This window comes from Paenibacillus sophorae (assembly GCF_018966525.1).
GTDB classification, from domain to species: domain Bacteria; phylum Bacillota; class Bacilli; order Paenibacillales; family Paenibacillaceae; genus Paenibacillus_AQ; species Paenibacillus_AQ sophorae.
Genome location: NZ_CP076607.1, coordinates 3,432,671 through 3,455,941, shown reverse-complemented (window position 1 = coordinate 3,455,941; position 23,271 = coordinate 3,432,671). Strand labels below are relative to the sequence as shown.

The window sequence follows — 23,271 nt, the reverse complement described above, 5'->3', positions numbered from 1 at the left end:
TCTCCGTTTATCGTCTTATTTATGCAGCACCGCTTGAGCGGCTTCCTGGGGCTCATTGTCCTGGGTTCCGTCAAAATATACGGTCCGTCCTGTGCGGGCGGATTCGTAAATGGCCTCCAGAATTTGCGTAACCACAAACGCCTGCTCCGGCTTAACCAGCGGTTCCTTATCCAGAGCCACCGCTTCGAGCCACAGACGCGCTTCGCGGTCCGCCTCGCTCTCTTCATCGCCCGAATAAAAAGCGACTCCGCCCGGAGTAAGCTCGATATTCGTCTCATACAGACGGCCGGAGCGTTCGCCGTTAATGCGAAGCCCGTCGGTCATGTCCGCGCCTGCTTCGGTTCCGCACAGCAGCGTCTTCGCTTCGCCGTACTCGGCAACGTTCAGCGCCCAGCTCGATTCCAGCGCAATCGTCGCTCCGTTCTCCATCGTAATGAAGCCGAACGCGGAATCCTCAACCTTGAACTTCTCCGGGTCCCACGGTCCGAATGCATTGGCGGCGTTCTCCCGGTGTCCGAGCTTATGGAACACCGAGCCAGTTACGCTGCGCGGCTTGTAGTTGTCCATCATCCACAGCGTCAAATCGAGCGCATGCGTGCCGATGTCGATCAGCGGGCCTCCGCCCTGCTTCTCTTCGTCCAGGAATACGCCCCAAGTCGGCACCGCGCGGCGGCGCAGTGCGATTGCCTTGGCATAGTAAACCTCGCCCAGCTCTCCGTTCTCGCACATTTCCTTCAAATATTGGCTGTCGTTGCGGAAACGGTTCTGGTAGGCGATAGACAGCTTCTTGCCGGTCCGGCGGGCGGCGTCCAGCATTTCCTGCGCCTGAGCCGTCGTCTTCGCCATTGGCTTCTCGCACATCACGTGGCAGTCGGCTTCAAGCGCGGCAACCGTAATTACCGAGTGGCTGTCGTTCGGCGTACATACATGCACCACGTCGATGCCGCCGGCTTCAAGCAGCTTGCGGAAGTCCGTATACACCTTGGCGCCTTCCGCGCCATACTTTTCTGCGGCTTCCTGCGCCCGCTCTTCGATAATGTCGCAGAAAGCGACCAGTTCGGCGTTCTTTTGGCGCGAGAGACTTGGCAAGTGCTTGCCCTTCGCGATACCTCCGCAGCCGATAATTGCGATTTTAAGTGTTTTAGACATGAATATTGCCTCCTTGTTTATAGTTTGTTTCAAGCCACTTTATACTATCCGCCACGCTGTCCAGCGGCGGTCGGCTGCAGAAGTCTTGCTCCACAATGGCCCACTTGACGCGAGCCTGTTCCGACGCTTTCAGAATAGCGGCAAGATCCACTTCACCTTCGCCAAGCACCACCGTTTCAGCGGAACCGTCTTCCAACTGCTTCATATCTTTCAGATGAACCAGGGGAAGCCTTCCCGCGTACTTGCCGATATACTGCACGGGATCGTAACCGCCGTAATACACCCAGCAGGTATCCATTTCAACCTGGAGAAAATCTTCCGGCACTTCCCGGTACAGATAGTCGAATGCCGTCAATCCGCCGCTCTTCTCCCGCAGTTCAAAATCATGGTTGTGATATAGCAGTATGGCGCCTTTCTCCTTACATTTCTCTCCGAGAGTCCGTAAATTGGCCGCAACACTGCCCCAATCGCTCCGCTGTTCCTCAGTTAGGTAGGGCACGATCAGATAAGGGCTGCCAATCTTCAGTATGTAGTCGATCTCGGCATCCGCATTCTTGAGTAGAACATCATAAGGTCTGTGCGCTCCTATAGCGGTCAACCCGGTTTCCTCAAGCAGTGCTTTAACTTCTGCAGCGCTCCGGCCGAAATAATCAAAAAATTCGACGCCGCTGTAGCCCAGTTCGGCCACCTTGCGCAGAGTGCCTTCGAAGTCCCTTTCCAGTTCTTCTCTGAGCGTATAGAGCTGCAAACCGATCTTCACCATTTTTGTAATCACTCCCGCAGAATGTAATTGAGCATTGTTGTCTACCTGAACAAAAAGAGCTAATCTATACGGCATCAGCACTCTTGATCCTCCCGGGAGCAAAACGCCAAGGCACGCAGGTTCCCTTGGATTTTTGGGCAGTTTTTGCGTTTTTTTGAATTTTTTTCGCTGCCCGAGAACTAGTATCATCGTAATCTGAAAGCAAATATAATAAAATGAATAATATGATTAAAACATGAACAATCTGATTATCTTTTAACTAAATTAGGAGGACTTATGACAAGCGACGCACCTTGTACTATTTTAACCGCCGGATTCTCCTTCCATCATAAACCTTTCCAGATGTCGGAAGCGGAAGGCTTCCCCCATTATCTCATTCGTCTTCAGACCGAAGGGGGCTGCAGCGCCCTGATTGACGGCGAGATCACACGTGTGGAGAGCGGCGGCCTGATGCTCATTGCGCCAGGCGTTCCGTACAATCTGATTATCGACAAAGAGAAATATCCGCTGGGCGAGCCGCGCGTTGAAAGCGGGGATTATCATATCTTTTGCCGGGGGGAATGGATTGACCGGTGGTGGAACAGCCGCCTTCGGCCTTCGCTTATGCATATCCCGCTGAATGACGCATTAATTGGACTATTCCGCCAGCTCGTGCTGGAGCAGCGCCGCCTGTCCGATTTTTCCCCGGAAATTTCAAGCTGTTACCTGCAAATTCTGTGCATGGAAATCGACCGTCTTACCGTGGACCGCCCCTCCGTCTCTACAAGGGGATATCTGGCTTACCGGATGAAGCAGTTTGTTGAGGAAAATGCGGCACTTTCCTTCCATCTGGAAGACGTCGCGGACTATGTCGGCATCTCCGTCTCGCGTGCCGTCCATCTGTTCAAGGAGGCCTTCGGCACAACCATCGTCAAATATGTAAATGAAGTCCGTCTGGAAATGGCTCGGGAGCGGATCGTATACAGTCCGATGCCCTTGGAGCATATCGCAGAAGCCTGCGGTTTCGTGAACTATACTTATTTCCACCGGCAGTTCCGCAAACGGTATGGCATGTCGCCAAAACAGTTCCGCACGCATAGCAGGGAGATGGATGCGCCTGCGCTTATGTAGGGTAGGATGGGCCAGTGATTTTAAATAGGCAAAAAAAAGGGGGCGTCCTAGCCTTTCCGGCCGAACACTCCCTCTTCCTCATAATCTTCAAGTATCGAATGATGGCTTCTCCCGGTTATGCCTGCTTACGATATCGCCTGACCTTCCTTCGGGCGTTTGCATCCGCTGCCGGTGCAGATCCGGTAAGTGCCTTTGAAATCGAGGCGGTGATCAGTTACGGAGAAGCCGTATTCTTTCTCCAGTTTCTCCTCCAGCTCCGCAAGCCAGTCGTCCTTGATCTCAGCCACCTTGCCACAGGAATCGCAGATTAGATGATGATGCATATGATCATGATCTTCGCTGCGCAGGTCGTATCTGGAGACACCGTCGCCGAAGTTCATTTTCTCAACGAGATGAAGTTCGCATAACAGTTCAAGCGTCCGGTATACTGTCGCTAGTCCAAGCTGCGGATAGCTCCCCTTAACGAGCATATATACCTCTTCGACACTTAAGTGATCCTTCTCGTTGTCTAGAAGCACCTTGACGATGGCTTCGCGCTGCGAGGTCAGCTTATAGTTATGCGCGGTAAACTGCTGGGTGATCGTATCCATAGGATTCATGACAAATTCCTCCCTTTCGGACGGTAAAGTCTTGCTCGCCTCTGACGAAGCATGTTTTAGTCTGGTTAAATTTCCTAATGTCTAATCGTAAAACTTTAATCGTAAAACTTCCTAGATAAGAATTATTATAATAAGCATATCAAATGCACAGCAAAAAGGAAAGAGGCAAGCCGCAGCAACCGCTCTAAAGGACCGCATTTCAAGTCAAAAAAACCGCGAGCGCTCCGCTTATAATGGTCCTAAATCCAGAAAATCGCAGAAAGGACTGCCGCCATGCATTACTATCAGCAAATTCAAAAAGCCGTGGATTATATCGAGCGGAATCTTCAAAAGGAAATCGGGATGCGGGACATCGCTTCTTCGGCCTCCTTCTCCCCCTTCCACTTTCAGCGACTTTTTCTCGCTATATCGGGCTTTACCGTACAGGAGTACATCCGCAAACGCAGGCTCACCGAAGCGGCCCGCCTTCTATTGGATTCGGATGAAGGCATTCTCAAGGTTGCCCTGGCCTATCAGTATCATTCGCAGGAGGCCTTTACGCGCGCTTTCGAGAGCTTTGCCGGGATGACGCCAGGGAAATACAGGAAGAAGAATCCGACCTTCGCCGGGCAACCTCCGATCAGCTTCCTGAATGATCCCGGAAGTAAAGACCAAGAATTCGAGATGGGCAAACCGGAAATTGTCCATTTGAACCGCATATGGGTCATCGGATGCGAATATTCAACTGATCTGAATGAAGGACGGCATTACCGGGACATTCCCGGCTTTTACGATGAATTCGGAAGGAACGGCCGATATCTGCATATCCCGTACAGACTGGCGCCCGATAGGGTCTACGGGATTTCCTGCAGCTTTCAGGATGATGGCGGATTCTCCTTTATTGTAGGTGAGGAAGCCGGGGAATGTGCGGACGCGCCGGACAGTCAATACGTCAAATTCGATCTGCCGGAAGGAAAATACGCCGAATTCAAAGCCTATGGCCCGGCAGGGCAAATTCAGAAGATACGGGACTTCATCTACGGCGTATGGCTTCCCCATTCCAATTACGATCGCGGGGAAGGACCTGATTTTGAAGTGACCGATGTGCGGAACTCCACGTTCCCAGATGACATGAGGATCAAAATATTTATTCCGCTTGCTTAAGCAAAAGCCCATACGGATGTGTACCCGGAGCCCATACCTTATAACAGATCAGTATCTGTAAGGGAGGATCAACCGGATGCTTTTTAAGAAGACGAAAAAAAATGATGCGTTCGTTACAGCGGACATATTGGTCAAAGTAGCGAGGGGCATGCTGCCGTTCTACCGGGCAATCGCCGGGAACCGGAGCTATGCAAACGCTTGGTCCCGCGCGGTCGTCGGCGCCGACTTGAGACTTATGGCTTCTCTGCTGAAGCTTGTGGCGCCTTTGGCTGCACGGCAGGGGTACGGTACGAACGCCATCGGTTATTTTATTACCTATACATTTCCGCTGCCGATTGCGTCATATACGAACGGTACTACCATCCCGCCGGGATTGGTTCAGTTTACGTTCAGTACTAAGATTCACCGCCGGATTGCCCGCGCTGTCCTGCCGCTGTACCGCGAGCTGGCCTTTAACCGGAATTTCGCCGCCGCTCTTGCCCGGGCCATTCGCCGGGGTGACCGCAAGGCTGTTGCATGCATGGTTCGCGGCCTGGTCTGCACCCGCTCGCTGCGGTCGGTGAAGATTGAGGAGTCGGGAATTGCTCTCCTGTTTAAATACAGCGGTTCCCCTTACCCTTATCGAAATCTTTTGTTCCGGGAGTTGGATTAATTAACCTTTCCGGGCTCCCTCCCGCAACCTTTCCGGCCTGTCCTCCGTTTAGGGAATATGACGGCTTCCTAAGCCGTACTCAGCAGGAGGTGCAGCAATATGTTATCGACAAAAAAATCTTTCGCAGCCTTTTCAATCAGCGCAATAATGATGCTCTCGGCAGGAGGCGCGAGCTTTGCCGCCGGCAGCGAATTCACTGATATCGATTCGATTCAGGGTAAAGCGAAGATCGCAAGTCTGAAAGACCGCGGACTCGTTAAAGGAGTATACGGATTGTATTTTATTCCCAAGTCTGTCATAAGCTCGGCGGAGGGCATCCAGTTTATTTCGGGCGGTCTGGAGCTTAATCTTGACGCCATTAAATTCGTAAAGGCTCCCGTAGCAAGCGATATTTTCACCAAGGTCAAGGATGACTCGTGGTATGCCCAGGCTTTTATTAACGCGTACTATAACGGTGTTGAAATCCCTGAGGATATCGATCCCAAGGAACCGATGACCAAAGAGCAGTTCACCGTTCTTCTCGTTCAAGGGCTCGAAAAAGGCAACATTCTGCCGATGATCAAAATTGCTCCGGCGGAAATCACCGATGAAGACCAAATCAATCCTTCGAACCAAGGCGCTATTCAGCGGTCCCTCGTATACAAGATCAACACGCTGGATAAGGATGGGAAATTCAATCCGGGAAGCAAGCTGACACGGGCCGAGGCGGCCGTTATGCTCTATAATGCGCTGGAGTATTTTAAGGCTCACGGGAATAAGTAACTCGTATGGATAAGGCTAATCATTTTCATTTTATTTTCTTACGAAACATCAATTAGGAAATCGCCGAACCAAATATTTGACCTGTATTTTTTGGATTCCTTATTATGCGCTATATATTTATATCTTTGCTTCGTTATTTCCAATTACGAATCCCGGAGAAAAGCCGCTTCCAGCAGTTGGATTGGTATTGATTGGTGCATGTATAGTTTTTCCTTTTTATATTACTTTGGTAAATCTAATTTCCGCTAAAAAAAGTGCATAAAAAACCTGTATGGCAGCTTCAGAGGGTCTCTCTCATCTTCTGTTCAGGAATAAATGAAAGATTGTTTACTTCCAGCACTATTCCTTTATAAACTATAAAGTAGTTTCTCATAAAGGAAGTGTTGGCAATGTCTAATCAAAGAACTCCTAGCGGCAACACGATTAATCATTTAAGCGCAGATTGCGAACAATGCTTTGGTTTGTGCTGTGCAGCTTTGCCGTATGCCAAATCGGCCGATTTTGCCGTGGATAAAGCCGGGGGCACTCCCTGCCCAAACCTTCAGTCCGATTTCCGCTGCGGTATTCATAAAGACCTTAGAACAAAAGGCTTTCGAGGGTGCGCCGTATATGAATGCTTTGGTGCGGGTCAAAAGGTATCCCAAATCACCTATGCGGGAAACGATTGGCGGGATCATCCGGTGTTGGCTCAGGAAATGTTTAAGGTATTCCCTATTATGCAGCAGCTGCATGAAATGCTAAGTTACTTGGATGAAGCGCTCGGTTTGGAAGAGACTCTGCCGATTCATAAAGACTTGCAGAATGCTCTCGAACAAACGGAAGATCTCACCCGTCTGAATCCACGCTCGATTCTAGAGCTTAACGTCCCCGCCCATCGGGCGATTGTTAATGTTCTGCTCCTGCAAGTAAGTGAACGAGTACGGGCAAAAGCTGCACCGGGGCATAATAAAAGCCAAAAAATGCAGAACAAAATACGCAAGGGAACTGACTTAGTTGGTGCAAATTTAAGAGGGACGGCCCTTAGAGGAGCTAACTTAAGAGGCGCTTTGCTTATTGCATCCGACCTGAGAGATGCTGACATGAGAGTGACGGATCTGATCGGCGCTGACTTTAGAGATGCCGACTTAAGCGGCGCTGATCTCACAGGAAGTATTTTTCTTACGCAAGCACAAGTTAACTCAGCTAAAGGCGACATGAATACCAAGCTTCCGCCTTCTTTAAGGATTCCTGATCATTGGTCAAAATAATGGTGCGATCGAAGGAGGCTCCAAACGATGGATGGCAGTGTTGCAGAAAAAACACTTCGCAGCATTCCTTTTTTGCACACCGGAGCAACCATCATACCGATAAATAAAGGTTATTCCGGCGATCATAAATATCGGGTGATGCAGAACGGCAGCAGCTATCTGCTGAGGATCTTCGATGGCGGACTATATCGGAATAAGCAGACTGAATTCGAGGTGCTGAAAACGATGGAAGCCTACGGCGTCAAATGTTCAAGGCCGCTGGAAATCGGACGATTACCGGACGCCGGGCTCGGCTACTATGTTCTTACATATATAGAAGGCGCAGATGCCGAGGATCAACTGCCGCTTTATTCGGCTGAAGATCAATATCGCATCGGATACGGAGCGGGAAATGAACTAAGAATCATTCATCAATGCAAGGCGCCGCCCGGAATGTCCTCGTGGGCCGAACGAAAAACGGCAAAGCATCGGCGCTATATGGAAGAATACGATAGACTCGGGCAGCGTATCCGCGGCGGCGACAAAGTGATGGAGTTCATTGAGAGCCGCCTTCCGCTGATGAAGGAGTCGGCCAACCTGCTTCAGCATGACGACTTCCATACGGGAAATCTTATCGTCCAAGATCGGCGTCTGGCGGGCATTATCGATTTTAACCGGCTGGACTTTGGCGACCCTGTGCATGAATTCATCAAAGTCGGTTTATTCAGTTCGGAGGTCAGCCACCCTTTTTGCATAGGGCAGATTAAAGGATATCATCAGGGACAAGAACCGGATGAAATGTTCTGGCAGCTGTATTCCCTCTATATGGCGATGGCCCTTATATCGTCCGTGGTATGGAGCATTAAGTTCGTACCTGAAGAGACAGACGGTATGATGGCCAGAATCCATCGCGTGATGGAGGATCATGCCGGTTTCGGATCCGTTAGACCCAAATGGTACATTGAATTGTCTGCTGCCGCTGGAGATCAAAGGCCGGACCGGCAAGGACGGAGTGCCCAGGGTATGGGACATGATGGAGCGTTTCGGACTCGCCGGGTATGAACTGGCCTACCCGTATGAGTAGTTCGGCGGAATGTACCAGCGGGCCGCTTTTCTCCGCACATTTTCATACCAAGGCGGCATCAGCGTTCCCTCGTCTACAAGATCAACACGCTGGATAAAGACGGGAAATTCAATCCGGGAAGCAAGCTGACTCGGGCCGAGGCGGCGGTTATGATGTATAATGCGCTGGAGTATTTGAAGGCTCACGGAAATAAGTAATCCATATTAGTATTACGATTCGCGGGCCGCGAAAACGGCCTGATTCGATGTCCGCCTAGATAAATAAGGCTTGTCTTTCCTGAAATTCGCAAAAATCGCGACCATCATAGTCATTTTTCAATTAGGATGAAAAAAACTGATACAAACAGACCTGATAAGGAGTTTCCTCATCAGGTCTATTGTTTATGAAGGACTACTAACACTGAGTTATTAAAAAATTGTAGCCTGTTGGTCCGAATTTATTGCACCGATGCAAGTTAAGATACATCCCCCTCATTGGCAGGGTTATTGAAACCCGTCTTTTAGCCAAGCGCTGGCCAGAGATATTGCACTTTTGGCTGCGGCAGTGTCTGATAATGCATTCAACATAACGAAGTCATGGATTATTCCTTGATAACGTACCGCAGTGACATCAACACCAGCCTCTCGAAGTTTATTCGCATAAGCTTCACCTTCGTCCCGCAGGACATCAGCTTCGGCTGTAATGATCAGAGCCGGCGGAAGACCGCGAAGCTGCTCGGTAGTTGCCCTCAGCGGGGAGGCCGTAATCTGGTTTCTTTCCTCAGAATCGCTTGTATACTGATCCCAGAACCACTTCATCCCGTCCCGGCGTAAAAAGTATCCTTCGGCGAATTGATGATAGGATTCCGTATCAAATGAAGCATCCGTAACCGGGTAGAAAAGGAGCTGTTGTCCAATAGCAGGACCACTGCGCTCTTTGGCCAGCAGCGTGATTGCCGCAGTCATGTTGCCGCCGACACTATCGCCGGCTACGGCCAAGCGATCCGAATCAAGCCCGTGTTCTTTGCCGTGCTCTGCGATCCACTGCAGCACAGCATAGATTTCTTCAATAGCCGTAGGATACTTCACTTCAGGGGACAGACTGTAATTCGGGAATACAAGTGCAGCTCCACTCTTCACAGCCAATTCACGGATCAACCGATCATGGGTGTGTGCGTTGCCGAACACCCAACCTGCACCATGTATGTACAGAATGACAGCCAGGTTCTTCTCAGCAACGTGTTTCGGACGTAGAATCCGAATGGATACGTGGCCGCTTGGACCACCTGTAATACTGATATCTTCAATGTCCACGTCTGGCTTTTGAACCTCGCCCGCCTGGGCTTCATCGACCGCAATCCGCCCCTGTTCAGGTCCTAAATCAAATAAAAATGGCGGATTGGCTGTTGCCTTAACAAAATTTTGTGCTTCCGGTTCAAGAACAGGTTTTTTCTCCATGTTTTTTCATTCTCCCTCTATCATTTTATTTTGGCTAACTAGCTTCTTGATGAATGTTCCAAGCCAATCCGGCTGAGAAAGCCCCGTTAGAAACTGAAAATCAATGGCACCAAGTCCCATTCCGGCGGCGATCATTTTGGCGAACCCACTGGAGACAAGAGGAAAAGTATAGTGTACCGAATGAAGCTGAGAATATCGTTGCGGAAAGATAATCAAGTGCCAACATTAACTCGGAAACAGCGAGCAGGATTAACGCTAATCCCTTGTATCTGTTATTGTTCATGTTTAAACTTCCTTTCTTTTTTTGAATCAGACCATCAGAAACGTACAAGTACGGAGTTGTTACAGGAAGGTAATTTCCCACTTTTATAGATCAATCAATCTAAAATGACTAAAATATTGGTAGCTTGTTTATCGCTTCAACTACAGATGCACTAAAGAAAAGACAGCGCTCAGGATCAGACCATGTATGACCGGCTGATGTCAGCCGATCCTGCGAAAGCGGCAAAGATTGATGATAATGCGGCTTTGCAGCTTTAACTTGAAGACCGGATAAACGAGAAATGCCATTTAAAGAGCACCCACAAGACAGTAGAGCGTTCATTTTGGTCATAGCGGAATGTTCTTGAAAAAACGGAAGAGCTCACCCGTCTGAATCCGCGCTCGATTCTGGAGCTTAACGTCCCCGCCCATCGGGCGATTGTCAATGACCTGCTTCTGCAAGCAAGCGAACGGGTACGGGCCAAAGCTGCGCCAATGCCTAATAAAAATCAAAAATTACAGAACAAAATCCGTAGGGGAAGCAACTTTATAGGCGCAAATCTAAGAGGAGCCGGCCTTAGAGGCGCTAACTTGAGAGGCGCTTTGCTCATTGCATCCGACCTGAGAGATTCCGACATGAGAATGACTGATCTGATCGGCGCCGACTTTAGAGATGCCGACTTAAGCGGCGCTGACCTCACAGGAAGCGTTTTTCTCACGCAGGCGCAAGTTAATTCAGCTAAAGGCGATATGGCTACCAAGCTGCTGCCTTCCGTAAGCATTCCCGATCATTGGTGACTTCGAATCCGTTAGACCCAAATGGTACATTGAGGGAACGGCCCGGAATATGGTATAGTTGATAAGTTCATAACCGAATAAAGACCGCAATTTCACTAGGGGAGTCGTCCGACTGAGACGAAGCCGCGAGCTTCGGACCCTTGGAACCTGATCTGGATTATACCAGCGGAGGGAAGTGGAACCTGAAGCTTACCTATCTACGCCCCGTACGGCCAGCGCTTGTACGGCGGATAATTGGGGGCCCGTCCATTTCCTTCCGGATTTGGACGGGCCTTTATTCATTTATAAGGAGGGTTGACCGACTATCGAAGAGCTTTTATCTCTCCGCCGCCTTTCTTTTTCGTTTCCGCAGCAGAAGCTCGTATTCTCGGATCTTTCGTTAACGGTCCGCCAGGGTGAATTCGTCAGCATTATTGGCGCCAGCGGCTGTGGCAAAAGCACGCTGTTCAAAGCGATAGCCGGACTGCTTGCCGAGGCGCAGGGAGAAATCGCGCTGCAAGGCAGCGCCCGCGGTGAGAACCGGCTCGGCCAAATCGCCTACATGCCTCAGCAGGACCTGCTGCTGCCCTGGCGGACGGTGCTGGACAACTGTCTGCTGCCGCTAGAGATCAAAGGCCGGGCCGGTAAGGGCGGAGCAGCTACGGTATGGGAAATGCTGGAGCGTTTCGGACTCGCCGGTTATGAGCTTGCCTATCCGCATGAGCTATCCGGCGGGATGCGCCAGCGGGCCGCTTTTCTCCGTACACTGATGACCGGCGGAGAGCTGATGCTGCTTGATGAGCCATTCGGCGCGCTTGACGCCATGACGAAGCGGGACATGCACCGCTGGCTGCTGGAGCTGTGGGGAGAGCTGGGGCGGACCGTTATGTTCATCACGCATGATCTGGAGGAAGCTATTCTGCTCAGTGACCGCATCTTTCTGATGCCGTCCGGCAGCGTCGGCCCCCTTCAAGAGCTGAACGTGGGACTGCCAAGACCCCGGCGGCTGGAAATGAATTACGAGCTTGGCTTTGTCTCTTTGCGGGCCGAGCTGGAGCGGAGGCTGTATGAAACGCGCACCGTTTAAGGAAGGATCTCGCCGCTACGGAGCCTTCCTTCTCCTGCTGCTGTTGATTCTCGCCGTGTGGGAAGCTTCCGTACGCTCAGGATATGTTCCGTCCTTTATCCTCCCTGCACCCTCCGTGGTCTGGACCGCATTGGTACAGAACGCCGGACTGCTGCTGGGCACGCATCTGCCAGCCACGCTTGAAGAAGTGGCTGTCGGCTGTCTGATGTCGCTGGTTGGCGGCATTCTGCTCGGGATCGGCATGCACCTTTCCCGGACATTAGAAAAAGCGCTCTATCCCTTTATCATCATCAGCCAGACGATTCCGCTGATTGCGCTCTCCCCCATTTTTATTATGTGGTTCGGTTATTCGCTGTGGAGCAAGGTCGCCGTCGTCTTTCTGACCGCATTCTTTCCAGTCGTCGTCGGCGTATACGACGGGCTCGCCAAAAGCGGCGGCGCCTATAAGGAGCTGCTGCTGACTATGGGCGCGAACCGCAGGCAGCTGCTGGTCAAGGTCGGCATTCCGCTTGCGCTCCCCTCCTTTTTCTCGGGGCTGAAGCTGTCGGTGGTGTACTGCGTGATCGGTGCAACCATCGGAGAATGGCTGGGAGGAACGCGCGGACTTGGTTACTACAGCCGCCGCATGGCGGGAAGCCTGCACAGCGCCGAGATGTTCGCAGCGATTGCTCTCCTGTCGGGTCTCGGTGTAGTACTTTTCCTGGCCGTACGGCTGCTGGAGCATCAGATTCTTAAGAAAAGAGGTTCTAATTGATGAAATCTTTTACCCGTATTAAAAATTTATTGCTTCTGCCTGCTATCTCGCTTCTTCTGTTAACGGCCGCTTGCGGCGGCTCCGCGCCATCCGGCGATTCCGCGGCCTCCGCTTCTCCTTCGCCTGCCGCTTCTCAAACCGAAAGTCCGGCGGAGCCTGCGCACAAGCTGACGCTTATGCTCGACTGGTACCCGAACGCCGTGCATTCTTTTTTGTACACCGCTCAGGAAAAGGGCTTCTTCGCCAAACGGGGAATTAATGTGGAGATCCAGATGCCGGCGGACACGAATGACGCGCTGAAGCTCGTCGCGGCAGGCAAGGTCGATCTGGCGCTGAGCTACCAGCCGCAGGTGCTGATGGCCCGGGGGGAGAAGATTCCCGTGAAAGCACTGGCCTCCATTGTCCGTCATCCGCTGACTCACCTGATGGTCCCTGCGGACAGTTCCGTACATACGCCGAAGGATTTGGCTGGCAAAGCGGTGGGGTATTCTTCCATTCCACTGTATGAAGCGATGGTTAAGACGATGGTCAAAGCCGATGGCGGAGATCCGGAGAAGGTGAACTTTGTGGATGTGGGCTATGACTTAATTCCGGCCATTTCCACCGGGCAGACTGACGCCATAATGGGCGGTTTCATCAACCATGAACAGCTCATTTTGCAAAAAGAAGGCCATCCCGTCACCTCCATTGACCCTGCAAAATATGGCGTGCCGGATTATTCCGAGCTTGTGCTGGTTGCAAGCGATGAGGGAATTAATCAGCATAAAGATGATTTCATCAAGTTTCTGACAGCGATGCGGGAAGGCCAAGCATACGTGAATGAGCATCCCGATGAGGCGCTGTCCATCCTGCTTGCGCATGAAGACGGGACCGCTCCGCTCGACAAGGAAATTGAGACGCAGAGCCTGAAAGTGCTGCTGCCGCTGATGGACGCGGGAGATAAGGATTTCGGATTTCAGGATGCGGAAAGCTGGGATAAAGTGCATCAGTGGCTGGAAGGCAACGGACTGCTGCCTGCGGATATTAAGGCTGAGGACGCTTTTATTAATTTATAAAAATAGGAGGAATTCCAAATGTCTTTCATCACTAAGCTTCGGGAAAATAACCCGCTCATCCACAACATCACGAATATTGTCGTCACTAACTTTACCGCCAACGGCCTGCTGGCTCTGGGAGCTTCGCCGTTTATGGCGGATGCGCATGAAGAGGTGGCGGATGTCGCCGCGATGTCCGGCGCTGTCTTGATTAACATCGGAACGCTTAACGATCACTCCATTAAGGCTATGCTGCTGGCTGGCCAGTCGGCCAACAAACACGGTGTCCCGGTGGTTCTCGATCCGGTAGGAGCGGGCGCTACTGTCTACCGGACGGAAGTAACGCATCGGCTCGTTTCCGAAATGAAGATAACCGCGCTTCGGGGCAATGTAGCCGAGGTTGCCAATGTCATCGGGGAAACATGGTCGATTAAAGGCGTGGATGCAGGCGCAGGCGACGGCGACACGACCGCAGTCGCCCAAAAAGCGGCGAAAAAGCTCGGATGCATCGCCATTGTTACGGGGAAAGAGGATATTATCACCGACGGTAACAAAACGTATATCGCAGCCAACGGCAACCCCATTTTGACCAAAGTAACCGGAACCGGCTGCCTGCTAAGCTCTGTCGTAGCCGCTTTTCTGGCAGTTGCCGGGGATTCCCCGCTGGAAGCAGCGGCCGAAGCCCTCTCCTTTTACGGAGTCGCCGCCGAAATCGCCGCCGCCAAGACGGCTGAGCAGGGTCCAGGCAGCTTCCAGATCGAACTCCTGAACCAGTTGGCGCTTCTTACGCCGGAGGAATACGGGAAGTTGTCGAGAATCCGGGAAGTTTAAACAGGAATGATCCAGCAAGGGAGACGAAAAATATGAACGTATACAAGGCGTTAACAATCGCCGGCTCTGACAGCGGCGGAGGTGCGGGCATTCAGGCTGACCTTAAGACGTTTCAGGAGCTGGGGGTCTATGGCATGTCGGCGCTGACCGCGGTAACGGCGCAGAATACGCTCGGGGTCCAGGGCGTGTATCCGCTTGATACGGAAGCTGTGGCGCGGCAGCTCGATTCCATTGGCGAGGATCTGACCCCGGATGCGGTCAAGACCGGTATGCTGTTCAGCGGGGAAATTATCCGGACCGCCGCCGGCAAAATCCGCCAATACGGATGGGACAATCTGGTTGTAGATCCGGTCATGGTAGCCAAAGGAGGGTCCTCCCTTCTTCAGCGGGAAGCGGTGCAGTCTCTGATCCAGCATCTGCTTCCACTCGCTCTTGTAACAACGCCGAATATTCCGGAAGCGGAAATCATTGCCGAAATGACGATTGCCAGCCTGACAGACTGCGAGGAAGCGGCCAGAAGGATCGCGCAGATGGGTTCGCGTTATGTCGTCGTTAAGGGCGGCCACGGCAGCGGGAACGGCGCCGTTAGGGATGTGATGTATGACGGTAAGAATTTCGTCTACATGGAGAGTCCCCGCATCGATACCCTGCATACGCATGGAACGGGCTGCACCTATTCAGCCGCGCTGACGGCGGAGCTGGCAAAGGGCCAATCGGCGGAGGAAGCCGTTCGGACTGCCAAGGCATTTATCCGGGCGGCGATCGAGGACGGACTCGGCATCGGGGCGGGACACGGGCCGACCAATCATTTTGCGTACGGCCGCAGGCTGCGCGCGGAAGGGAATGAGATACGATGAGCGAACGGGATGCATTCTCCAGCTTACCTTTGATCGGCTCGGGCGATCCTATGACTGGAAATGACAGCAGACTGGATAGCGAATACGTGCGCAGCCAGCTTCGGGTGTATTTCATTATGGGCAGCGTCAACTGCCGCCGTCCGGCCGCCGCAGTGCTTGAGGAAGCGATTGCCGGAGGGGTCACTATCTTTCAATTCCGCGAAAAAGGCCCCGGCGCGCTAACAGGCGAAGACAAGTTTAATCTTGCACGGGAGCTGCAAAGAATATGCCGGGCTCACGGCGTTCTCTTTATCGTCAACGACGATATCGATCTGGCGATTGCGCTGAATGCGGACGGGGTGCATGTCGGTCAGGACGATGAGCCTGCTCGGGTTCTCCGTGAGCAGCTAGGCGGCGGTAAAATCATCGGCGTATCCGCGCATACACCGGAGGAGGTGCGGCAGGCGATTGCCGATGGAGCTGACTATCTTGGAATCGGACCGGTCTACCCTACAGCCTCCAAAGACGATGCAAGACCGGTACAGGGCACGATTCTGATCAGCGATTTGCGAAGAGAAGGAATTACCATCCCTATTGTCGGCATTGGCGGCATTACCGCGGACAATGCCTCACCCGTCCTTGCCGCAGGCGCGGACGGTATCTCGGTCATTTCGGCCATTGCCGGGGCCGAGCATCCGCAGGCAGCGGCGGCGGCGTTTGCCCGGCTTGCCGCCCGGTAAGTCGGGCTGCCCGGCAGGGCCGCAGGGGATCATTGATCTTCCATTCGTTCCGCTCTCGTGAGGAACTATAATTTGACAAAAAAATGACATTCAAACCAACAACGGTTTGAATGTCATTTTTGCGTTTGCGGCGGCTTGTCCAACTTAGATTACAGCGGCTGGGCTCAGCTTTTTCTCTATGATCGATTTGATATCCTTAACCAGTTGTACTGATGCTTCTATTTCTACTTTCCTTGTCGAAACACTCTCTACACTGCATCCGACAGGTATCCCCTTCTCCAATCCAAATTCCAATAGTTCCGCAAAGATTTTTTGAGTCAATCTTATCGACTTGTCCAATACATCACTGGAGTATTTCAGGTCGTTCTCCAACCATTTCGGAATGCTTATGCCCAACCATTTCATAAATTCCAGCGTTTTTGGGGAACCGCAAGGTGCGATATTAAATAAAATAGGCACCATTTCCAGCCCGTTATTTGTACAGTAGTAAAAATAATCAGACAAGAAATTTTTCGATGCCTCTACATCATAAGTAGCCTGTGATACGAAAAAGCTGCATCCGCTTTTTACTTTATTGGCAACGCGTATATGCTCATCATTCTTTTTCATATGTCTTTCAGGAATCACAACTCCCCCAAAAGTTAAATCTTGATTATGTTGTTTGCTTAAACGATAGGCTTCTGTCAAATCCAATTTAACCTCTTGCTGACTGGAAGAACTGCCTACAAACACAGAAAATCTGTCCTGATCCAAGTCGGATTTTATCCAATCCACCAATTGCGCTTCAGAATACTTGCCAACGCAGCGATAAATAATTTTTGGAACGGATAATGTGTTTAGAAATACATTACTATACGTAGTCGGGTCAATGGTCGACAAATAGGGAAACGGTCTTTCTTGTTCAATTCGATCCGCTTCTTCCTGAACATCGTAAAGAATTAAGGCGTCTATGTCCAGATCTCTAATTCTTTCACACTGCTTTTGTGAAATTTCTGCAATCTTTTCCGGGGGATGAGTTGCCTTGGGCGGCGTCATTCCATATGTTAAAATGCCGGTCTCTTTATTCATTATTTTTTCTTTCAACCTATTCTCCATATCTTTAACCTGCCAATCTCTTATTTAGATGAACTTTAAGATTTTCTCATCAGATATCAGTCGTAACTACGAGGAATGTTTGAACTTCCGGCCGCTGCCCATCTCCAGATTTCTTGTTTGAAACAGTTCCAAACTTCCCCTTCGTTACTCCTTACCCTGATGTCATTATTCAAGTTCATCAATAATAATTCAACTCAAATTACTCATATCCTTTGATTGTCGCATTATTCAGGCCATTTGGACTCTACTTATGTTATCATGACAAATGAGAGAATTTGGAAGCTAAGATTCCTAGTTATTTATATATCACCGCTGCTTCAGCAGCGAAAATACCATCTCCCGGAACAGCTCAAGGTCCGCCTCAAGACACACCTCGGCATTCGGCTCTTTTTTTAGAATATTGTTCTGGTCGACAAGGCTGTAGCCTTTGGTCAACTCGCTCTTATGTTCTACATCAATATAGAAGCGCTTTGACCGGGCCATGACCCGGTTGTCGATAGCCATGGCTACCGTAAGCGTATCCGGATGGGACAGCCGGCGATATCCGTACTGCTTAAGCCCCCGTTCCATATTGGTCCGCAGCACCTTCATGTAGAAACGGGCGAACTCGGTATCCATGGCCTCGATCAAGCGGAGATGCTCCTCCGCCATGACCGGCAGCCGGTGGCACACATCCCAGCCGACCATCGTCAGATTGAAACCGGCATGAACAACGATATGCGCCGCTTCAGGATCGACGAGGAAATTGAATTCCGCCGCCGGGCTGTCATTGCCTATATAATTATTCGCTCCGCCCATCACCCAAAGATGCTTCAGCTTTCCGGCAATGGACGGATCAAGCGAATAGGCAAGCGCCAGATTTGTCAGCGGCGCCTGCGCGATCATCTCGATTTCACCCGGATACTCATTGATCAGCCGGACAATCGCGTTGGCCGCATGCTCCTCCAGGGGCTTGAGCGAAGGCTCGGGAAAGTTCGAGCCGCCCATCCCGTCAGGGCCATGAACATGCTCGGCTGTGAACAGCCCCCGCATCAGCGGTTTAACCGCGCCGGGATAGACCGGCACATCGGGACGCTCCGCCGTTTCCAGCGTGGTCAGCGCATTGCGCGTACACAAAGACAGCGGAATGTTGCCCGCAACCGTCGTGATGGCCTTAACTTCCACTCCCGGCCAGCGAAGCGCCAGCAGCAGAGCGGTGCAATCATCGCCGGCTGTATCGGTATCAATCATCAGCATTTTACGTTTATCCATGTATTTCTCCACTCCATCCGATTAATATCAGCATCTCTCCTGTAATAAAATGTGACATTTACTACAGTTATCTCTATGAATTTTTGCTCAATCGAAGCCTATTATAGCAAGGAACGAATAGTTTATAAACTATTTTGCTTAAAAACCAAATACATGTGAGCTTATATAGCACCTACTATCTTTTTGCGAAATAAAAACAAAAAGGATACGATAGATTCAAACTACTGTCAGGGAGGTCCCGCATGATCGACAAAAACATCACCGAGGGAGTCATTCGCACACGCACAAAGCTGCGGCAGCAAGCGCTAATCTCAGTTTTTAATGAGTTTGACGGTAAGATTATGAAGCTTGATGCCGTCAATCGAGCGGAAAAATACAACAAAATGCTGCTCAGTCCTTTCTCTTTTTTTCGGGGAAGCGCATATTTGTTCTATTTTGACGCTACACGCCAGTATTTCCCCTACCACTCCTCTCCGGAGCGCCCTACCTGGATTCAGGGAGACCTGCATTTCGAGAATTTCGGCGCTTTTCGGAGCGAAGACGGAAATCTGGTCTATGATGTCAATGATTTTGACGAAGGCTATGTGGGCTCCTACCTCTACGACCTCCTGCGGATGTCCGTCAGCATTTCGCTAGTCTGCCGGGAGCTCGGCTACACCCTTGAAGACCAATGGGACTGCGTTGAAACGTATATTAAGGAATATTACAGACAGATTCAGGCCTTTAGTGATGAAAAGGATGATCCGGGCAAATTCATCATAGATGAGGATTCGGCCAAAGGACCGGTCAAGAAGCTGCTGAAGAAGCTGGAGAAGCGCAAGGCGGCACATTTTCTGGACAAAGTGACCTCGCTAATGCAGGATGACCGGATATTCCTTGAAACGGAGGAACTGAAAGTGCCCGGCGCGGCCGAACAGGAGATGCTGGAGCATGCTTGGCCGTTCTATCAAGACACGCTGAATTCCCGAAAAAAGGCTCCCGAACATTACAAAATCAAGGATATCGCGGTGAAGCACGGTTCAGGGACGGCATCGATCGGATTGGACCGCTATTATATTTTGATCGAGGGTGAAGGACAAAAGGGCGCGGAGGACGCGGTTCTGGAGGCCAAAGAGGTGCGCGTCCCGGTTCCGGCTTATTTCATGCCCTATTCAGAGTCCTTCTGGCATTATTTCGGGCATCAGGGCAAGCGTGTCACGGCAACACAGCAGGCCATGCATCATAAAGCCGACCCTTACCTCGGCTTCTTCACCATGGATGACAGACATTTCTATGTCAGAGAGCGTTCGCCCTACAAAAAAAGAATTAAGCTGGAGGATATCGAATCGTTCGAGGACATGGAGCGCACACTCATTCTAATGGCCCGGCTTACGGCCAAGATGCACGCCAGGGCGGACGCCGATGTGAACAAAGGTCTCCTCCCCTATCACAGCGAAAAAGAAATTGCCAGAGCAATGGGACCTGACCCCGATCTCCCCGCCCGCCATCTGTCGCATTGGGCCTCCGCCTATGCCGACCAGGTAGAGATAGATTTCGAGCTGTTCAAGGAATGGGCGGAAGCAGGCGGCTATTGATCGTGTAGCGAATTGGAATACAAAAAAACAGAACGCATACCAGCTCCGGTAAGCGTTCTGTTACAAATATGCGGCGTTTATAAGCGTCTTGTCAGCTCTCTCGCTTAAGGAGTTTGCTGTTGGCAATATACAGCGTGACCACCAGCACCAGGATCGCGCCGGAGTAGATCAGTGTGTCCGACGGACTTTCATGGTCGACAATAATCAGACGGATCATCGCCGTAATGCCGATATAGACGAAGTAGCGGAGCGGAAAATGATAATGCGCTTCAAAGTACTTGATTATCAGGGCAATGAACTCGAAATACAAAAAATAAATCAGCAGAGCCTCCAGCAAGTCCAGTTTGGTCAGATGCTCGCCATCGTTGATGAAGCCGAAAATATAAATCGTCTCCTTGCCGAGAAGGATGACAAGGATAATCGCTAATACGACTAGCGCCGCATTCAGTGCCCATTGCAGAATAATAGGAATGTACGCGATATTATTTTTTGTCTTCACAAGATCACCTCCCGCCTGAAAGTTTCCACAAGTATAAAGGAGATTTCGTTTTCAAAGCAAGTTTATGTTCACACGCGGAATGAGGTGAGGGCTTTTGATATCCAATTTTTCTCTGGCGGATGCAGCGCGGTTTACAGGCAAACTGGCATTGCGGACGGTTCGAAGATATACTGGTTGTACCTTTCAAATGCTCATTATCACGTCAAAAGGGGAACTTTATTTATGCCGATTAATCGACCTTTGATCACCGACCACGACTTTCAGGAAGCGATGGAACGGCAGCTGCCCGTCCGCGTGTTCCAGAACGACCACTTGATCAATTCAGGTGCGACGGTGATCCGTTTCACGGATACGGACGTTATCATCCAGTCAAGAGTCAGCGACCTGACCTATTACTCGAGAAGAGACTGCGAGTTCTTCGAGGTAAGGTAGATTATGTAGGAAAGAGGCCCGCAGTCTGCGAATGATGCGCTGGACAGCAAAAAGCCGACGGTCCGCCATCACAGCGGGTCGCCGGCCTATTTATTTGAGTTTACCGATTATTCTTATTCAAATCTGCCCCGCCAGAGCGCATCTTCTCATTGAGGATGTCCTGAAAGCTTTGGCTTTTATCATTGATGATTTCCCGCTTTTGGGCGACAGATGGATGCGGTCTGAAATACTGCTGATTGAATGCCGTAATGTTATGTACCGATAGGTTCATTGCCGTCGACCTCCTTTGATAATCGCTCCCTGCTTGCGTTGTTATTACCCGATTATTTCCAATCCTAAACATTTTTAATGCATATCCGGAAAAATAGTTGCATAGTCACAGACACCGTATTGCAGCCTGTCCGCGAGTCCTAGACCCTCTTTCCTGGGCGGTTAGTCGGTTACTGGGCGCCGGTATTAGTAAAGGAAATTTCATAGCTTTTGCTGTCCCATTTAAGCGAAGAACCAAGGCTTTGCGCCAGCTTTCCTGCCGGAACAAGCAGCGTATAGCTGACCTTAAAGGACCCGGCGGCCGGCACAACGACGCTCCGACCATGCCCTGTTAGGGCAATAGATCCGTCATTTGCGGCTTTGACCGTAAGACCCAGCCCATCAGCGACGTTACGAAGCGGAACGAACACCTTTCCGTCCCTATAGAGGGGCGGCTGTGTTGGATTCAGCAGTACACCGCCTACCCGAAGCGAAACTGGCTTTACAATCGGTGAAGCCGTAAAAGGACGCGATTCGTTCACGCCAATACCTAGCTGACCGAACAGATTCGTTCCCCAGGACATTGCCGTTCCATCCGCAAGTACGGCGTAGCGGCTGTTCTCACCTTCCGCGAAGGAGACAGGCTCGTAAACCCCCTTCATTTGACGGGGTCTCGTAAAGGCCAGCTTGTCAGATAAGTAATCCCGTTTCCAGGTCCACAGCGAGCCGTCCTTCCTGACCGCCGCAAGCCCTCCGAAATTTAGCGTCAGCCGGGAAATACCGCTTAAGGCGGTCACTTTCTGCAGTGACTTCTGGTTCGTCCCCGCTTCCCAGAGCCGGTATTCGCCTTTTCCATTCTTCACAAGGTTGAAGCCGTAACCGGTCTGGATCGATACTATTTCAGATAGTCCTGGCACTTTCTTCAACCGGTTCAGAGCCGCATCCTCCGCACTTAACGATGCCCAGACCGTCCCGCTCTTCGTTAATGCCAAGATGCCGCGTTCTCCGATCACAACGCTCTGCACATTCTCCGGTACGCAGAACAGCACCCCATGCCTTCACGGTACCGTTCTGATTGAGCGCCATATAGTAATTTCCTCCAAGGACAAGCTTCTTCGTGCCTTCAAGTCCGGCGACTCTATGCGGCGCATTGCTCCAATTCGCCGGCCCTGCGGTTCCGTTCGCAAATTGACCGGAATAATTGCTTCCCCATGACCAGACTGTGCCGTCTATACCAAGAGCAAAGGCGCTGCCGCCCCAAAATCCGGGCTCAGCCGCAATTTCCTTGATCCCTGACAGCTTTGCCGGGGAGTACGCCTGAACCTGCGCCGCCTCCGTAGAAACCGGCAATGCGGAAAATATTACGGCAGAGGCGAGCAGCAGACCTGACAGATGTTTCATCCGATTCTTTATAAACATCTGTCTCTCTTCCCTCCTTTACGCCATTGCAGCAGGAGTTGCTTTAATCTGTAGACGCGGCGAAGCGGAACAAGTTTCCCGATTCAGCGCAAAACCGTTCTTTCGGCTCATCAGGAGCCGACAAATGAACTACGATCAATGATCAGGGCAATGGGATTCGGATTTTTTTGAGGGTAAGTTTTCACAAGATAAGATGGTACATTTGTATGAGTAGAGGTCCTAACCGGAAACAACTAAGGGTGGAGTAACCGGGATGATGTCAAGTTGGTCGTTATTCTATGTGCAGTGTCTTGCAAAACAGCTATAGTACAGGTTTTTTCATCGAAAGCGATTGTGAGCAGGGAATTCCTGCCATCTTACAGGCATATGTAACTGTGCTGACTGAAATGAGGATTGAACGGGGCAAAAAACTGCACTTTCTCAGGTATGTTATTCATTAGAGTGTTGAAGACGATAAAAAGATGTACCGTTTCAGGTTTTCTGCATTATTCTACTCATCGCTCCCCGC

General features: G+C 50.9%; 24 protein-coding genes, 2 pseudogenes and 1 riboswitch. Of the genes and pseudogenes, 16 read left to right on the top strand and 10 right to left on the bottom strand.

Annotation, left to right across the window (positions count from 1 at the left end; all coding sequences use genetic code 11):
- Positions 1 to 15 precede the first annotated feature (15 nt).
- Positions 16 to 1,149: a Gfo/Idh/MocA family protein gene (locus KP014_RS16330; RefSeq protein ID WP_051500042.1), complete on the bottom strand. Its 1,134-nt coding sequence runs from the start codon at positions 1,147 to 1,149 to the stop codon at positions 16 to 18.
- On the bottom strand, positions 1,142 to 1,912 hold the full coding sequence (locus tag KP014_RS16325) for a sugar phosphate isomerase/epimerase family protein (protein ID WP_090833977.1): 771 nt from the start codon (positions 1,910 to 1,912) through the stop codon (positions 1,142 to 1,144). The genes KP014_RS16330 and KP014_RS16325 overlap by 8 nt, the downstream gene beginning before the upstream one ends.
- Positions 1,913 to 2,188: 276 nt before the next feature.
- Here KP014_RS16325 and KP014_RS16320 point away from each other — a divergent pair, with 276 nt between their 5' ends.
- Positions 2,189 to 3,022, top strand: coding sequence for a helix-turn-helix transcriptional regulator (locus KP014_RS16320; RefSeq protein ID WP_036595152.1), 834 nt, complete (start codon positions 2,189 to 2,191; stop codon positions 3,020 to 3,022).
- A gap of 125 nt (positions 3,023 to 3,147) precedes the next feature.
- On the opposite strand, the gene KP014_RS16315 is transcribed toward KP014_RS16320, so the two are convergent.
- Positions 3,148 to 3,621: a Fur family transcriptional regulator gene (locus tag KP014_RS16315; RefSeq protein WP_036595149.1), complete on the bottom strand. Its 474-nt coding sequence runs from the start codon at positions 3,619 to 3,621 to the stop codon at positions 3,148 to 3,150.
- 273 nt (positions 3,622 to 3,894) lie between these two features.
- Between KP014_RS16315 and KP014_RS16310 the strand changes: the two genes are divergently transcribed.
- From KP014_RS16310 to KP014_RS28850, 6 genes and pseudogenes are all read left to right on the top strand, one after another.
- Positions 3,895 to 4,764: an AraC family transcriptional regulator gene (locus KP014_RS16310; RefSeq protein WP_036595147.1), complete on the top strand. Its 870-nt coding sequence runs from the start codon at positions 3,895 to 3,897 to the stop codon at positions 4,762 to 4,764.
- A gap of 76 nt (positions 4,765 to 4,840) precedes the next feature.
- On the top strand, positions 4,841 to 5,416 hold the full coding sequence (locus KP014_RS16305; protein WP_036595144.1) for a hypothetical protein: 576 nt from the start codon (positions 4,841 to 4,843) through the stop codon (positions 5,414 to 5,416).
- 99 nt (positions 5,417 to 5,515) lie between these two features.
- The gene (locus tag KP014_RS16300) at positions 5,516 to 6,178 is read left to right on the top strand and encodes an S-layer homology domain-containing protein (protein ID WP_036595141.1); all 663 of its coding nucleotides are present in this window, start codon (positions 5,516 to 5,518) and stop codon (positions 6,176 to 6,178) included.
- Between the two features lie 389 nt (positions 6,179 to 6,567).
- Positions 6,568 to 7,425, top strand: a complete 858-nt coding sequence (locus KP014_RS16295) for a pentapeptide repeat-containing protein (protein ID WP_036595139.1) — start codon at positions 6,568 to 6,570, stop codon at positions 7,423 to 7,425.
- 27 nt (positions 7,426 to 7,452) lie between these two features.
- The gene (locus KP014_RS16290) at positions 7,453 to 8,466 is read left to right on the top strand and encodes an aminoglycoside phosphotransferase family protein (protein ID WP_063619480.1); all 1,014 of its coding nucleotides are present in this window, start codon (positions 7,453 to 7,455) and stop codon (positions 8,464 to 8,466) included.
- A gap of 81 nt (positions 8,467 to 8,547) precedes the next feature.
- Positions 8,548 to 8,685, top strand: a pseudogene (locus tag KP014_RS28850) (S-layer homology domain-containing protein); the annotation flags it as partial.
- 285 nt (positions 8,686 to 8,970) lie between these two features.
- On the opposite strand, the gene KP014_RS16280 reads toward KP014_RS28850, so the two are convergent.
- Positions 8,971 to 9,924: an alpha/beta hydrolase gene (locus KP014_RS16280; RefSeq protein ID WP_036595136.1), complete on the bottom strand. Its 954-nt coding sequence runs from the start codon at positions 9,922 to 9,924 to the stop codon at positions 8,971 to 8,973.
- Positions 9,925 to 10,539: 615 nt separating this feature from the next.
- Between KP014_RS16280 and KP014_RS16275 the strand changes: the two are divergent.
- The 7 genes and pseudogenes from KP014_RS16275 to thiE form a co-directional block, all read left to right on the top strand.
- A pseudogene (locus KP014_RS16275) lies at positions 10,540 to 10,983 on the top strand (pentapeptide repeat-containing protein); the annotation flags it as partial.
- Between the two features lie 87 nt (positions 10,984 to 11,070).
- Positions 11,071 to 11,174, top strand: a riboswitch (TPP riboswitch).
- 113 nt (positions 11,175 to 11,287) lie between these two features.
- Entirely contained in the window at positions 11,288 to 12,049 is a 762-nt protein-coding gene (locus KP014_RS16270) for an ABC transporter ATP-binding protein (RefSeq protein ID WP_036595133.1), read from the top strand.
- Positions 12,030 to 12,803, top strand: coding sequence for an ABC transporter permease (locus KP014_RS16265; RefSeq protein WP_090833930.1), 774 nt, complete (start codon positions 12,030 to 12,032; stop codon positions 12,801 to 12,803). The genes KP014_RS16270 and KP014_RS16265 overlap by 20 nt, the downstream gene beginning before the upstream one ends.
- Positions 12,803 to 13,858, top strand: coding sequence for an ABC transporter substrate-binding protein (locus KP014_RS16260; RefSeq protein ID WP_036605085.1), 1,056 nt, complete (start codon positions 12,803 to 12,805; stop codon positions 13,856 to 13,858). The genes KP014_RS16265 and KP014_RS16260 overlap by 1 nt, the downstream gene beginning before the upstream one ends.
- Before the next feature lie 18 nt (positions 13,859 to 13,876).
- Entirely contained in the window at positions 13,877 to 14,668 is a 792-nt protein-coding gene (thiM, locus tag KP014_RS16255) for a hydroxyethylthiazole kinase (protein ID WP_090833929.1), read from the top strand.
- Between the two features lie 32 nt (positions 14,669 to 14,700).
- Positions 14,701 to 15,525 (top strand): bifunctional hydroxymethylpyrimidine kinase/phosphomethylpyrimidine kinase, encoded by an 825-nt coding sequence (gene thiD, locus KP014_RS16250; protein WP_036597895.1) that lies wholly within the window; start codon positions 14,701 to 14,703, stop codon positions 15,523 to 15,525.
- Between the two features lie 50 nt (positions 15,526 to 15,575).
- The gene (gene thiE / locus KP014_RS16245) at positions 15,576 to 16,244 is read left to right on the top strand and encodes a thiamine phosphate synthase (protein WP_090833976.1); all 669 of its coding nucleotides are present in this window, start codon (positions 15,576 to 15,578) and stop codon (positions 16,242 to 16,244) included.
- 144 nt (positions 16,245 to 16,388) lie between these two features.
- Here thiE and KP014_RS16240 read toward each other — a convergent pair whose 3' ends face one another.
- Complete coding sequence (locus KP014_RS16240; RefSeq protein ID WP_036590451.1) at positions 16,389 to 17,339, bottom strand: methylenetetrahydrofolate reductase; 951 nt, start codon at positions 17,337 to 17,339, stop codon at positions 16,389 to 16,391.
- 306 nt (positions 17,340 to 17,645) lie between these two features.
- Complete coding sequence (locus KP014_RS16235) at positions 17,646 to 18,590, bottom strand: nucleoside hydrolase (protein ID WP_090833928.1); 945 nt, start codon at positions 18,588 to 18,590, stop codon at positions 17,646 to 17,648.
- Between the two features lie 242 nt (positions 18,591 to 18,832).
- On the opposite strand from KP014_RS16235, the gene KP014_RS16230 reads away from it, so the two are divergent.
- Positions 18,833 to 20,164, top strand: coding sequence for a DUF2252 domain-containing protein (locus KP014_RS16230; protein WP_036590721.1), 1,332 nt, complete (start codon positions 18,833 to 18,835; stop codon positions 20,162 to 20,164).
- Positions 20,165 to 20,255: 91 nt separating this feature from the next.
- On the opposite strand, the gene psiE is transcribed toward KP014_RS16230, so the two are convergent.
- Positions 20,256 to 20,663, bottom strand: coding sequence for a phosphate-starvation-inducible protein PsiE (gene psiE / locus KP014_RS16225; RefSeq protein ID WP_036590718.1), 408 nt, complete (start codon positions 20,661 to 20,663; stop codon positions 20,256 to 20,258).
- 222 nt (positions 20,664 to 20,885) lie between these two features.
- On the opposite strand from psiE, the gene KP014_RS16220 reads away from it, so the two are divergent.
- Positions 20,886 to 21,095 carry a hypothetical protein gene (locus KP014_RS16220; RefSeq protein ID WP_036590714.1) on the top strand — a complete coding sequence of 70 codons (210 nt, stop codon included), beginning with the start codon at positions 20,886 to 20,888 and terminating at the stop codon, positions 21,093 to 21,095.
- A gap of 100 nt (positions 21,096 to 21,195) precedes the next feature.
- Here KP014_RS16220 and KP014_RS16215 read toward each other — a convergent pair whose 3' ends face one another.
- The 3 genes from KP014_RS16215 to KP014_RS16205 form a co-directional block, all read right to left on the bottom strand.
- The gene (locus KP014_RS16215) at positions 21,196 to 21,366 is read right to left on the bottom strand and encodes a hypothetical protein (RefSeq protein WP_175491810.1); all 171 of its coding nucleotides are present in this window, start codon (positions 21,364 to 21,366) and stop codon (positions 21,196 to 21,198) included.
- A 169-nt stretch (positions 21,367 to 21,535) separates the two neighbouring features.
- The gene (locus KP014_RS16210) at positions 21,536 to 22,336 is read right to left on the bottom strand and encodes a hypothetical protein (protein WP_139210566.1); all 801 of its coding nucleotides are present in this window, start codon (positions 22,334 to 22,336) and stop codon (positions 21,536 to 21,538) included.
- A complete protein-coding gene (locus KP014_RS16205; protein WP_036590709.1) occupies positions 22,245 to 22,763 on the bottom strand; it encodes an RCC1 domain-containing protein in 519 nt (172 codons plus the stop codon). Before KP014_RS16205 ends, KP014_RS16210 begins: the two co-directional genes overlap by 92 nt.
- Positions 22,764 to 23,271 lie beyond the last annotated feature (508 nt).